This is a genomic window from Miltoncostaea marina, from assembly GCF_018141525.1.
GTDB classification, from domain to species: Bacteria; Actinomycetota; Thermoleophilia; order Miltoncostaeales; family Miltoncostaeaceae; genus Miltoncostaea; species Miltoncostaea marina.
On sequence record NZ_CP064655.1, the window covers coordinates 3,340,460 to 3,353,199 of the forward strand.

10 protein-coding genes are annotated in these 12,740 nt (G+C 78.1%); all 10 read left to right on the forward strand.

Going from position 1 to position 12,740, the window contains the following annotated elements:
* Window positions 1-39: 39 nt before the first annotated feature.
* From ITJ85_RS16875 to ITJ85_RS16920, 10 genes are read left to right on the forward strand one after another with little or no spacing between them, the layout of a single operon-like run.
* Window positions 40-1,047, forward strand: a complete 1,008-nt coding sequence (locus ITJ85_RS16875; RefSeq protein ID WP_217914273.1) for a FlgD immunoglobulin-like domain containing protein — start codon at window positions 40-42, stop codon at window positions 1,045-1,047.
* Window positions 1,044-2,600, forward strand: a complete 1,557-nt coding sequence (locus tag ITJ85_RS16880; protein ID WP_217914274.1) for an O-antigen ligase family protein — start codon at window positions 1,044-1,046, stop codon at window positions 2,598-2,600. Before ITJ85_RS16875 ends, ITJ85_RS16880 begins: the two co-directional genes overlap by 4 nt.
* A complete protein-coding gene (locus ITJ85_RS16885) occupies window positions 2,597-3,682 on the forward strand; it encodes a glycosyltransferase (protein WP_217914275.1) in 1,086 nt (361 codons plus the stop codon). Before ITJ85_RS16880 ends, ITJ85_RS16885 begins: the two co-directional genes overlap by 4 nt.
* Window positions 3,683-3,714: 32 nt before the next feature.
* Entirely contained in the window at window positions 3,715-5,187 is a 1,473-nt protein-coding gene (locus ITJ85_RS16890; RefSeq protein WP_217914276.1) for an O-antigen ligase family protein, read from the forward strand.
* An 11-nt stretch (window positions 5,188-5,198) separates the two neighbouring features.
* Complete coding sequence (locus ITJ85_RS16895) at window positions 5,199-6,368, forward strand: glycosyltransferase family 4 protein (protein WP_217914277.1); 1,170 nt, start codon at window positions 5,199-5,201, stop codon at window positions 6,366-6,368.
* Window positions 6,365-7,537, forward strand: a complete 1,173-nt coding sequence (locus ITJ85_RS16900; protein WP_217914278.1) for a carboxylate--amine ligase — start codon at window positions 6,365-6,367, stop codon at window positions 7,535-7,537. The genes ITJ85_RS16895 and ITJ85_RS16900 overlap by 4 nt, the downstream gene beginning before the upstream one ends.
* Window positions 7,530-9,887, forward strand: a complete 2,358-nt coding sequence (locus tag ITJ85_RS16905) for a glycosyltransferase (RefSeq protein WP_217914279.1) — start codon at window positions 7,530-7,532, stop codon at window positions 9,885-9,887. Before ITJ85_RS16900 ends, ITJ85_RS16905 begins: the two co-directional genes overlap by 8 nt.
* Window positions 9,884-11,098, forward strand: coding sequence for a glycosyltransferase family 4 protein (locus tag ITJ85_RS16910; protein ID WP_217914280.1), 1,215 nt, complete (start codon window positions 9,884-9,886; stop codon window positions 11,096-11,098). The genes ITJ85_RS16905 and ITJ85_RS16910 overlap by 4 nt, the downstream gene beginning before the upstream one ends.
* Window positions 11,091-11,738: a sugar transferase gene (locus ITJ85_RS16915; protein ID WP_217914281.1), complete on the forward strand. Its 648-nt coding sequence runs from the start codon at window positions 11,091-11,093 to the stop codon at window positions 11,736-11,738. The genes ITJ85_RS16910 and ITJ85_RS16915 overlap by 8 nt, the downstream gene beginning before the upstream one ends.
* On the forward strand, window positions 11,731-12,738 hold the full coding sequence (locus tag ITJ85_RS16920; RefSeq protein ID WP_217914282.1) for an ATP-grasp domain-containing protein: 1,008 nt from the start codon (window positions 11,731-11,733) through the stop codon (window positions 12,736-12,738). The genes ITJ85_RS16915 and ITJ85_RS16920 overlap by 8 nt, the downstream gene beginning before the upstream one ends.
* Window positions 12,739-12,740 lie beyond the last annotated feature (2 nt).

Here is a 12,740-nt window from a genome sequence, read left to right on the forward strand (position 1 = left end):
CCGGAGCCGGCGGGCCGCGATCGGGCGCGGCGCGGGGGCGTGGCGGCGCTCATGCTGGGGCTGTTCGTCGTGGCCCTCGGCGTGTTCCTGCTGCCGTTCGCGTTCCCCACGCCGCCGCCCATCGTCACGCGTTTCCAGGCGACGCAGCTGTTCAGCCCCAACGGCGACGGGCGGCGCGACGACGCGACGATCGGCGTCCGCCTGAGCGAGCGGAGCGACGTCACCGTGGAGATCCAGCGCGAGGGCGAGCCGGTCATCACCTTGCTGGACGCCTCGCCCCAGGGGCGCGGCTTCTTCACCACCGTCTGGGACGGCCTCGACCAGGCCGGCCGCCGGGCGCCCGACGGCACCTACGCGATCAAGCTGCGCGCGCGGGCGGGCGACAAGCAGTTCAACACCAGCCGCAAGCTCGTGCTCGACACGGTCGCCCCCGAGCCCGCGGCGATGACCGTGACGTCGGCGACGCTCGGCGGCGAGGGACGGGGCGAGTGCCGCGTGACCTTCGCCTCGCGCGACGCCGCCTCGGTCGTGCTCGAGGCGCAGGGGGCGGGCGCCGCCGAGCCCCTGCGCCGCCTGGGCGCACGGCCCGTCCGCCCGGGGCGCGCCACGACGTGGGCCTGGAACGGCGAGCGAGACGGCGGCGGCCGCGTGGCGCCGGGCCTCTACCGCATCCGCGCGATCCTCTCCGACGCCGCGCGCAACCGCACCGTGCGCGAGCGCACCTGCTGGGTGGGCTTCACCGCTGGCACCGCGACGCCCGCGCGCCCGCGGCCCGCCCAGCCGATCCGCGTGTCGCTGCGCACGACGGCCGGCGACCCGGTCGCGCCGTCGACGCGCGTGGCGCTCGTGCTGCGCCGGCGGGTCGGGGTGCCGGGCCGCACCGGCGGCGAGGTGCTCGGCGAGCAGGTGGGCCCGGGGGCGAGCGGCCCCGCGGGCCGGGTGGCGGTGCGCGTGCCGCGCGGCGTCAACCCGGACGCCCTCTGGCTGGTGGCGACGACCCACGACGGCCGCTCGTCGGCGCTCATCGACCTCGGCGGCGCGCCGTGAGCGGGACGGTCCGCGAGATCGCGGCCGTCGCGGCGGCGCTCGGCGTGCTGGGCGTCCTCGCCCCCGTGCACGCGCTGCGCCTCGAGCGCCAGCGCGCCGCGTCGCTCGCGGTGCTGATCGCCGCCTGGGCGATGATCCTGTGCACCCTCGTCCCCGAGGACGACTGGGACGACATCGGCGGCCGCCTCGCCTCGCCGGCCGGCGCGGGTGCCGCGGCGGCCGGGCTGCTGGCGGCGGTCGTCCTGGTCGTGGTCGCGGTGCGCGTCGTGCTCGCGCGCCCGACGGCCTGGTTCGTGCTGCTGGCGATCGCGCTGCCGATCCGCGTGCCCGTGTCGGTGGGCAGCCTCGAGGCCAACCTGCTGGTGCCGCTCTACGCCGTCATCGGCATCGGCGTCGTCGCCTGGGTGTGGGGGCGCGCCCGCGGGCGCATCGCGACCCCGGCCCGCGAGGGCGACCCGGTGCTGGCGATCGCGCTGGGCGCGTTCGTCGCCTACCTGCTGGTCTCGACGCTCTGGAGCGCCGACCCGGAGGAGGCCGCGGTCAAGGCCGGCTTCTTCTACATCCCCTTCGTGGTGCTCTACGCGCTGGTGGTCGCCTGGTGGGACCGGGCCCGGGCGATCGCGGCGCTCGCCGTGACGACGATCGCCGGCGGCACGGTCGCGGCGCTCGTGGCGCTGTGGCAGTACGCCGCACAGGACATCTGGTGGAACCCGACGCTGCAGCAGGCGAACGTCTACAGCCGCTTCTTCCGGGTCAACGGGATCTTCTACGACCCCAACATCCTCGGCCGCTACCTGGCGATCGGCATCGTCGTGTGCCTGGCGCTCGCCTGGGTGCGGCGGGGGCGCGGCGAGGTGGCGGCCCTGGTGGGGGCGATCCTGGTGATGACCGCCGGGCTGTCGGTGACGTTCTCGCGCTCGAGCACGCTCATGCTGATGCTGGCCATCGTGCTGCTCGGCGTGCGCGCCGTGGGCGCGCGGCGCGCGCTCGGCGCGGGCCTGGCCGTGCTGCTCGTGGGCGGCGCCGGGGCGATCGCGCTGAGCGGCAACGTCCGCCACGCGGCCACCGACCTGGACCGGCTGGAGCGCGTCAGCGAGGGCCGCTTCGACCTGATCGGCGGCGGCCTGTCGATCTGGCGCGACGAGCCGGTGGCCGGCGCCGGGCTGGGGGGCTTCGAGACCCGCTTCGAGGAGACGCTCACCCCCGTGGAGCAGCGGCGCGTGCGCGTCGTGATCTCACACAACACGCCGGTCACCGTGCTGAGCGAGGGCGGCGTCGTGGGCTTCGCGCTCTTCCTGGGCCTGCTGGTCGCGGCCGGCCGGGCGACCGCCCGGGGGTCGCGCGACGAGGGCGACGACGGCTGGGCGCGGTGGACGCTCGCCGCCATCCTGGCCGGCATCCTGGTGCACAGCCTGCTCTACGCCGCCCTCTTCGAGGACCCGTTCGTCTGGGTGGCCGCCGGCGCCGCCGTGGCGCTCGCGCGCGCCCGGCCGCCCGCGGCCCCCGAGGCCGGCGAGCCGGTCACGCCCACCGCGAGGATCCCGGTGCCATGACGCACGGCCTGCGGGTGCTGTGCCTGTCGAACATGTGGCCCGGCCCGGACGATCCCGACTACGGCTCGTTCGTGCGCGACATGTGCGCCGCCCTGGAGGCACGGGGCGCCGCCGTCACGCCGGTGGCGATCGACCGGCGCCGCGGCGGCCCGGCCCGCACGCCCGCCAAGTACGCCGCGCTGGCGGCGCGCGCCGCCCGGCGCGCGGGCGGGGTGGACGTCGTCTACGCCCACTTCCTGTTCCCGACCGGCGCGGCGGCGGCGATCGCCGCGCGGGTGGGGCGGGTGCCGTACGTGCTCACCGCGCACGGCCAGGACGTGCGCAACCTCGACCGGGCCACGGTGCGCCGGGCGACTGCCCCCGTGCTGCGCGGCGCGCGCGAGCTGATCGCGGTCAGCGGCCACCTCGCCGACGCGCTGCGGGCGACCGGCCTGGCGCTGCCCCCGCTCAGCGTGATCGACATGGGCGTCGACACGGAGCGCTTCCGGCCCGGCGACCGCGCCGCGGCGCGGTCGCGGCTGGGGATCGGCGCGGAGGGGCCGCTCGTGCTGGCGGTGGGCGGCCTGACCGAGCGCAAGAACCCGCTCGGCCTGCTGCAGGCGTTCGCCCGCGTGCGGGCCGCCCGGCCGGACGCCCGCCTGGCGTTCGTCGGGGACGGCCCGCTGGCGGGCGCGGTCGACGCGGGGGCCCGGCGGCTGGGGGTGGCCGGCGCCGTGCTGCGGCCCGGCGCCCTGCCGCACGAGCGGGTGGCCGACTGGGTCGCCGCGTGCGACGTGCTCGCGCTGGTCAGCCTGGTGGAGCCGCTCGGGATCGTGGCCCTGGAGGCGCTCGCCGGCGGACGGCCCGTCGTGGCGACCGCGGTCGGCGGCACGCGCGAGGTCGTGCCCGACCCGGCCGCGGGCCGCGTGGTCGACCCCCGCGATCCCGGGGCGATCGCCCGGGCGATCGGGGAGCTGCTCGACGAGCCGCCGGCCGAGGCCGCCTGCCGCGCCGCCGCCGAGGAGCACTCGCTGGCCCGCCAGGCGGCGCGCGTCGAGGAGGTGCTGCGCCGGGCGCTGCGCCCGCGCCCCGCCCGGGCCTGACCGGCGGGCCGCTCCGCTACGCTGCGCGGCCGATGTCGACGACCGATGCCGCCCCCGCCCCGACGCGGGGCCACCGGGCGGCCCCCAGCCGGGCGACCGTCGCCGTCCTCGCGGGTGCCGTGGTCGCCGGCGCGCTGGGGGTCGTCCAGCCGCTCGCCGGGCTGGCGCTCGCCCTGGTCGTGCTGATCGGGACGCTCCTGCGCGACGTCCCGCTGCCGCGGCTGGCCCCGGCGCTCGCGCTGCTGACGGTGCTGGCGGCGGTCGGCGGGCCCAACCTGGCGGCCCCGCCGGCGCCGTGGCTGTTCCTGTTCCGGGTGCTGATCGTGCTGCTCGGGCTCGGCGTCGTCGGCTACCTGCTGATGGACGGGCGCCTGGTGCTGCCCGCGGGGCTGCCCCGCCCGGCCGGCGTCCTCGGCGTGCTGCTCCTGTGGTCGGCGATCTCGATCGGCTGGGCCGACGACGTCCTCGCCGCCCTGCGCTGGACCGGCTTCCTGGCGATGATGGCCGCGCTGGCGGTCGCCGTCGCGCTGCTCTGCCGCGACGCGCGCCGCGCCGCCGTGCTCATGTGGTGCCTGGCGGGGACCTTCGCGGTCGCCTGCCTCGTGGCCGTCGCCGAGGTGCTGACCGGGCTGCACCTGCCCACCTTCCGGCCCGGGGTCGAGAACCGCGGCGGGCTCATCGGCGTGGGGTCGCTGTTCGGCAACCAGAACAACTTCGCCGCCTTCCTCGCCCTGAGCCTGCCGTACTTCGCCGTGCTGCCGGTCGTCTACCGCGACGCGCGCCTGCGCGCGGTGGGCATCGCCGGCGGCGCCACCGCCCTGGTGCTGATCCTGCTGACCGGCAGCAAGTCGGGCCTCGCGGCGGCCGGGCTCAGCGTGCTGGGCCTGCTGGTGCTGGTGGGCTCCGACCGCCGCTCGCGCGGCCGGCTGCTGGTGGCGGCCGCGATCGCGGGCCTCGCGGTGGTGCTCGCCGTGCCGGCCGTGACGGGCGGCGGCGGCGTGGTGCAGCTCGACGAGCGCACGGTGACGAAGCTCGACTTCGGCCTGCTGCTGGGCCAGGTGGAGACCGGCCAGGGCTCGGGCGGCGTGCGCAGCGCCCTGCTCGACGAGGGGCTCGGGCTGGTGTCGGGCACGGACGGCCTGGGCGTGGGCGCCGGCAACGCCGAGACGCACGTGCGCGCCCTCGCGGACTTCCCGGGCGTGGCGAACCTGCACAACTGGTGGCTCGAGGTGCTGGTGAACCTCGGCGTGGTGGGCTTCGCGCTCTACCTGCTGCTGTACCTGACGCTGCTGCGCGGGCAGGTGCTGGCGGCGCGCTCGACCGGGAGCCGGCTGGCCCGCTACATGTGCCTGGCGGGCGCGCTCTCGCTGCTCGGCTGGTTCGTGGGCGGCGTGGGCCCCTCGACCGCCATCCACTTCACGCCCATGTGGATCGTCATCGGCCTCGGCATGGGCGCGATCGTCCTCGCACGCCGCCCCGGAGGGAGCGCCCCATCCGCGTCCTGATGCTCAGCCACATGTACCCCAGCGCCGTCAACTGGACGGCCGGGATCTTCGTGCACGAGCAGGTGCAGGCGCTCGTGCGCCGCGGGCACGACGTGCGGGTGGTCTCGCCGAAGGGCTGGGCGCCGCCGCTCCTGCCGCGCTGGCGGGCGTTCCGCGACGTGCCGGGCACGGGCGCCTTCGAGGGCGTGCCCGTCCTGTACCCCCGCAAGCTCACCCTGCCCGGCGCCCGGCTGGGCCACCGCAACGCCGACGCGATGCGCCTGGCGCTCGCCCGGCCGCTGCGCCGGGTGCACGAGCGCTGGCCGTTCGAGGTGATCCACGCCCACATGCTGGTGCCGGACGGCTGGGCGGCCGCGCGCGTCGGCGCCGGGCTGGGCGTGCCCGCCGTCGCGACCGCCCACCGGGCCGACGTGCTGGACGTCCCCGCGCGGGGCCCGCGCAGCGCCGCGCGCGTGCGCGAGGCGATCGAGTCGCTCGACGCCGTGTGCGCGGTGAGCCGCGCCATCGGCGACGCGGCCGAGCGCGTCGGCACCCCGCGCCGGCCGGTGGAGGTCGTGCCCAACGGCGCCGACACCCGCGTCTTCGCGCCGCGGCCGGCCGGCGAGGCGCGGGCCCGGCTCGGGCTGCCCGCCGACGAGCGCATCGTGACCTACGTCGGCAAGCTCGTGCCGCGCAAGGGCGTCGACGTGCTGGTGGAGGCCATGGGGCTGCTCGCCCGCCGGCCCGGGGGCGCGCCCCTGCTGGTGGCCGGGGGGATCGGCGAGCTGCGCCCGTCGCTCGAGCGGCGGGCCGCCGAGCTCGGCGTCGCCGACCGGGTGCGCTTCGTCGGCAAGATCGATCACGACGAGGTCGGCTGGTGGATGGCGGCCGGCGACGTGTTCGTGCTGCCCTCGCTCTCCGAGGGCCTGCCGACGGTGGTCTGCGAGGCGATGAACTGCGGCCGGGCGGTCGTGGCGACGGCGGTCGACGGCACGCCGGAGGCCGTGCGCGACGGCGAGACCGGGCTGCTCGTGCGGCCGCGCGACCCTGAGGGCCTGGCCGAGGCGCTCGCGCGCGTGCTCGGCGAGCCCGGCCTGGCCGGGCGGATGGGCGAGGCCGCCCTGCGGATCGGGCGCGAGGAGTACACCTGGGACGCCAACGCCCGGCGGATGGAGGCGATCTACGCGGCGGTGACGGCGTGAGCGGCGGCGGCGCCCCGCCCGCGATCGTGCTGCAGGCCTCCGGCCCCAACGCGCTCGGCATCGTGCGCTCGCTCGGCCGCGCCGGCGTGCGGGTGATCGCGTGCGACCACGACCCGCGCGCCCTGGGCCTCGTGTCGCGCTACGCGACCCCGGCGCTCACGGCCGACCCCCTCGCCGAGCCCGGGCGCTTCGTGGACGACCTGCTCGCCATCGGGCGCGGCCCCGGGGCGGGCGGCGTGCTCTTCCCCACCCACGACGAGGCCATCGCGGCGATCGGCCCGCGGGAGGCCGAGGTCGACGCCGTCCTGCGCCGCCCCTGGAGCCCCTGGGCGCGCATGTCGGCGATCATCGACAAGGGGGAGCAGCACGCGGCCGCCCGGCGCATCGGCTTCCCCGTGCCGGCGACCGTGACGCCCGGCGACGACGCCGACGTGGCCGCGCTCGCCCGCGAGCTGCGCTTCCCGGTGATCCTCAAGCCGCGCTACGCGCCGGAGTTCCGCCGCCGCTTCCGCGCCCAGGTGCTCGAGGCCGCCGACGCGGAGGAGCTGCGCCGCCAGTGGGCGCTCGCCGCCCCGTACCGCCCGCAGGTCTCCGAGGTGATCCCCGGCGATGACTCGCGCCTGTGGTCGCTCGGCTCCTACCGCGACGCCGTCGGCCGGCCGCTCGCCTCGTTCACGGGGCGCAAGCTGCGCCAGTGGCCGCCGCGCTTCGGCACGGCGCGCGCCGCCGAGGCGCGCTGGGACCCCGGCCTGGCCGCCCGCTGCCACGCGCTGCTCGACGAGCTGGGCTTCCACGGCATCTCGCAGGTGGAGGTCAAGCGCGACCCGCGCGACGGGCGCGACAACCTGATCGAGGTCAACCCGCGCTCCTGGCTGTGGGTGGGCCTGGCCACGGCCTGCGGGGTCAACCTGCCCTACGAGTGCTGGCGCGACGCCGCCGGCATGCCGCGCGCGCTGCCGGACGGCCACCGGGGCGGCCGTCGCTGGGTGCTCGGCCCCAAGCACGTGGTGGCGAGCGCGCGCGAGATCCGGCGCGGCGAGTGGGCGCCCCGGGCCTTCCTCGAGTCGATCCGCCCCCCGGTGACCGACGCCGTGATCGACGCGCGCGACCCCCGGCCGGCGCTCGTCCTCTACGGCCGCGCCCTGATGCGGGCGGCGCGCCGTGGCTGAGCCCCTGCGCGTCCGGGTGGAGGGCGCCGCGCCGCTGTTCGCGCCGCGCGCCCGCTGGGTGCTGGAGACGCTCGCGGAGGGCGCCGGCCGCCCCGTCGCCTGGACCGACGGCCCCGCCGACCTCGTCTACGCGCCCGCCCGGCCGGACGCGGGCGTCTGGATCCCGGCCGACCCCGCGGCGCAGGCCTTCTTCGAGGGCGACCGGGCGTTCCCCGGCCCTTCGGTGCACCGCGCGCGCGGGCTGACCCTGCTGTTCCCGCCGTCGCACCCGGACGAGCCGCTGCCCGGCGACCTCGTGGCGAGCGCGTTCTACCTACTCGCGCGCTGGGACGAGCTGCGCGTGCCCGAGCGCGACCGCTTCGGCCGGCTGCCCCTGGCGGCCAGCGCCTTCGGGCGCATCGCGGGCCTCGACCTGGAGGACCCGCCGGTGGAGGGCTACATCGCGGCGCTGCGCGCGGCGCTGCGGATCGCCCCGCCCACGAGCTGGGGGGTCGCGATCACGCACGACATCGACCGCATCCGGCGGCGCACGCCGAAGGGCCTGGCCGGCATCGCCCGCCGGCGCGGGCCCCGCGGGCTGGCCGCGGCGCTCGCCGGGCCGGACCCCTGGGACAACGTGCCGGACCTGCTCGAGGCGGCCTGGCGTCGCGGCACGAGCCCGACCGTCTTCCTGATCGGCCGCAACGCCCACCCGCTCGACGGCACCCCGCGGCGCACCTACGAGCGCGAGCGGGCCGCGCTCGCGGCCGCCGTGCGCGCAGCCGGCGGCGAGGTGGGCCTGCACGGGTCGTTCGGCGCGTCGGAGTCCGGCGCGGCGCTCGCCGCCGAGCTGGCGGCGCTGCGCGCCGAGGCCGGCCCGGTGGACGGCGTGCGCATGCACTACCTGCGCTTCCGCTACCACGAGACGGTGCGCTGGCTCGAGGCCGCCGGCGCGGCCTACGACTCGAGCCTCGGCTTCAGCGAGGCCCCGGGGTTCGCGGCGGGCATCGCGCGGCCCTTCCGCCCGTGGCTCGTGGGCGAGGAGCGGCCGGCGCGGCTCACCCTGCTGCCGCTGGCGGTGATGGACACGACGCTGCACTCGCGGCTCGGCCTGGACGCCGGCGCCGCCCGCGAGCGGGCGCTGCGGGTGCTCGAGCGCGTGCGCCTGGCCGGGGGGCGGGCCGCCCTGCTGTGGCACAACACCTACCTGGCCGACGACCGCGCGCCGGGGTACGGCCCGCTGTGGGGCGAGCTGCTCGACGAGCTCGCCCGGCGCGGGGCGGCGCTCGGCCCGGCCGGGGCGCCGTCGCCGCCGCCCGGCGGGGCCCGCCTCGACGGGCGCCGGGTGGTGCACCTGACGAGCGTCCACCGGCCGCGCGACGTGCGCATCTTCCACAAGGAGGCGCGCGCCGCGGCCCGCGCCGGCGCCGCCGCCTGGGTGGGCGCCCCGCGCGAGCCCATCCCGCGCGCGCGCCGCCTCGCGGCCGGGTGGCGCCTCGCGCGCGCGGCCCGCGCGCGCGACGCCGACCTGTACCACGTGCACGACCCGGAGCTGCTGCCCGCGGCCCTGTGGCTGGCGCGCGCGGGCGGCGCGCCGGTCGTCTACGACGTGCACGAGTACCTCGGCCAGACCACCCGCACCAAGCGCTGGCTCCCCGCCCCGCTGCGACGCCCGCTGGCCCTCGCCGCCGAGCGCGCCGAGCGCGCGGCCGCCCGGCGCCTGGCCGGCGTCGTGACCGCCAACCCCGACCTCGCCGCGCGCTTCGCGGCCGGCGGCGCCCGCGCGGTGAGCGTGAGCAACTCGCCGTGGACGGACGCGTTCCCCGAGCCGGCCCCCATGCCCGCCGATCCGGTCGTGCTCTACGTCGGCGGGCTCGGCCCACTGCGGGGCCTCGAGGTGATGCGGGCCGCGTTCCCGCTCGTGTCGGCGCCCGGCGCCAGGCTGGTGCTGGCCGGCCCCGGCGACCCCGGCGCGCTGCCGCCCGGCGCGGAGGCGATCGGCCGGGTCGACCACTCGGCCGTGCCCGGCCTGCTGGCGGCGTGCCGGGTGGCGTGGATCCCGCTGCAGCGCCACGGCAACTACGATCGCGCGGTGCCGACGAAGCTCGTGGAGGCGATGGCCGCGGGGCGGCCCGTCGTCGCGGCCGACCTCGGCGTGATGGGCGCGATGGTGCGGGCGCACCGGTGCGGGCTGACCGTGCCGCCCGACGACCCGCGCGCCCACGCCGCCGCGCTCGACCGCCTGCTCGGGGACCCCGCCGAGGCCGCCCGCATGGGCGCGGCCGGGCGCGCCGCGTTCGCCGGCGGCCTCGGCTTCGAGGCCCAGGCGCGCGCGCTGACGGACCTCTACGCCGAGGTGATGCGCCCGTGAGCCGCATCACCTACGTCTCGCAGTACTTCGTGAGCGCCGACCAGCCGGGTGGCGTGCGCCACTGGCAGCACACCCGGGCCCTGGCCCGGGCGGGCCACGACGTGACCGTGGTCACCTCGTACGTGCAGCACAAGGAGCGCACGGTCCCCGAGCGCTACCGGGGCCGCCGGATGGTGCGCGAGACCGAGGACGGCCTCGACGTGTGGCGCACGTACTCGACGCCCGGGTACGGACGCGACCTGCGGTCCCGCATCGCCAACTACGGCACGTTCGCGCTCTGGTCGGCGGTCGCCGGGGCGCGCGCGCCGCGCCCGGACGTGGTCGTGGCGTCCTCGCCGTCACTGCCCTCGGCGGCGGCGGCGGCCGCGATGGCCGCCGCCCGCGGCGCGCGCTTCGTGCTGGAGGTGCGCGACCTGTGGCCCGACTCGGCGATCGCGATGGGGCTCGTGCGCGACCGGCACACCATCCGCGTGGCGCGAACGCTCGAGTCCTACTGCTACCGGCGCGCGGACCGCATCGTGGCCCTCACCGAGGGCATCCGTGACGGCATGGTGGAGCTGGGCGTGAGCCCGGCGAAGATCACGCTGATCACCAACGGGGTCGACCTGGAGATCGGCGCCCCCGACGGCCGCCCCGCCGACGTGCCGGTGCCCGGCGACGCCTTCGTCGCCATGTACGTCGGCGCCCACGGCACGTACAGCTCGCTCGAGACCGTGCTGGGCGCCGCCGAGCTGCTGCGCGACCTGCCCGGGGCACGGGTGGTGCTCGTGGGCAACGGCGACCGCAAGCCGTCGCTCGTGGAGGAGGCCCGCCGGCGCGGCCTGGACAACGTGGTCTTCGCCGACCCGGTGCCGAAGCGCGACGTGCCGGCGTGGCTGGCCCGCGCCGACGCCTGCCTGCTGCCGTACCAGGACAACGAGCTGTTCGCCGGGGCGCTGCCCAACAAGGCGTTCGACTACCTCGGCGCCGGGCGGCCGATCGTGGCCGCGGCGCCCGCCGGCGAGCTGACCCGGATGGTCGAGCGGGCGGGCTGCGGGGTCGCCGTGCCGCCCGAGGACCCCGCCGCGCTGGCCGGCGCGATCCGCGCCCTGGCGTCCGACCCCGGCGGCGCGCGCCGGATGGGCGCCGCCGGGCGCGCCTACGCGCTCGAGCACTACGACCGGGCCGCGCTCGCCGAGCGCTTCGTGGCCGTCGTGGAGAGCGTTGCGTAGCGCGGCCGCCCCGGGGCCGGTCGGGGGCCGGGCCAAGCGCGCGCTCGACCTCGCCGTGGCCCTGCCGCTCGCCCTGCTGCTGACGCCCGCCATGCTGGCGATCGCCGTCTGGATCCGTCGCGACTCGCCGGGGCCGGCGCTCTACCGGCAGGAGCGGATCGGCTACGCGGGGCGGCCCTTCCGGCTGCTGAAGTTCCGCACGATGGTGGTCGGCGCCGAGCACATGGGCGCCGGCCTCGCCGTGACCCACGACGACGACCGCATCACGCGGGCCGGCGCGGTCCTGCGTCGCCTGTCGCTGGACGAGCTACCGCAGCTCTGGAACATCGTCGCCGGCGACATGAGCCTGGTGGGCCCGCGTCCCACCGTCGCCGCGCAGGTGGAGCGCTACGACGCCCGCCAGCGCCGGCGCCTGCTGGCCCGCCCCGGGCTGACCGGTGCCGCCCAGGTGAGCGGGCGCAACGCCATCCCCTGGTCAGAGCGCATCGAGATCGACCTCGCCTGGATCGACGGCTGGAGCATGGGCCGCGACCTGGCCGTCCTCGCCCGCACCGCGTGGGTCGTGCTGCGCCGCGAGGGCACGTACAAGGGCCCGCGCGGCGGGTTCGACCTCCCCGGACCCGGAGCCGCCGATGGCTGACGTCAACGTCCTCCTGACCTGCGCTGGCCAGCGCGTCGACATCGTCCGGGCGTTCCGGGCGGTGCTCGGCGGCGACGGCCCCCACCGCGGCCGCGTGCTGGTGAGCGACCTCGACCCGCTGTCGCCGGCGCTGTTCGCCGCCGACGCGGTCGTGGAGCTGCCCGCCGTGTCGGACCCCGGCTACGGGGCCGCCGTGGCGGAGGCCTGCCGGGCGGAGGGCGTGCGGGCGGTGCTGCCGCTGACCGACCTCGATCCCGTGGTGCTCGCGCAGGCCGCCGAGGGCATCCGCGCGGCCGGCGCGCAGGTGTTCCTGCCCGACGCCCACGTCGCCCTCGGCTGCCAGGACAAGTGGGAGTGCCACCTCATGCTGCAGGCGCACGGCCTGCCGTCGCCGCCCACCTGGCTGCCCGACGAGGTCGACCCCGCCGAGCTGCCCTACCCGGTACTGCTCAAGCCGCGCCTGGGCTTCGCCGGGCGCCACATCCACCGCTGCGCCGATCCCGACGAGCTCGCGTTCTTCCGCCGCTACAGCCCGGCCGAGAGCGTGGTGCAGCGGGCGCTGCCCGGCCTGGAGTTCAGCATCGACTGCCTCGGCGACCTCGACGGGCGCGCCCTCGGCGCGGTGCCGCGGGCGATGATCCAGAGCAAGGGCGGCGAGCAGATCAAGGGCGAGACCCTGGACGACCCGCAGCTCGTGGAGCTGGCGGCGGCGACGGTCGAGGCGCTGCGGCTGGCGGGCCCGAGCACCATCCAGTGCTTCCGCGAGGACGGGCGGGTGCTCGGCATCACCGACATCAACACCCGCTTCGGCGGCGCCTTCCCGCTGCCCCAGGCGGCCGGCGCCGGGTACCCGGCCGCCATCGTGGCGATCGCCGCCGGCGAGCGGCCCGCGCCGCGCCTCGGCGAGCACCGGCCGGGCGTGGTGATGACCCGCTTCCTCGACCAGACGATCCTGGAGCGGGGGGCGGCGGGGCTCGCCCCGGTCCGCCCCGTGGTCTAGGG

Coding starts and splice junctions, on each gene's coding strand:
- ITJ85_RS16890 (WP_217914276.1), top strand. CDS start 3,715: ATGTCGACGACCGATGCCGCCCCCGCCCCGACGCGGGGCCACCGGGCG.
- ITJ85_RS16920 (WP_217914282.1), top strand. CDS start 11,731: ATGGCTGACGTCAACGTCCTCCTGACCTGCGCTGGCCAGCGCGTCGAC.
- ITJ85_RS16885 (WP_217914275.1), top strand. CDS start 2,597: ATGACGCACGGCCTGCGGGTGCTGTGCCTGTCGAACATGTGGCCCGGC.
- ITJ85_RS16895 (WP_217914277.1), top strand. CDS start 5,199: ATGTACCCCAGCGCCGTCAACTGGACGGCCGGGATCTTCGTGCACGAG.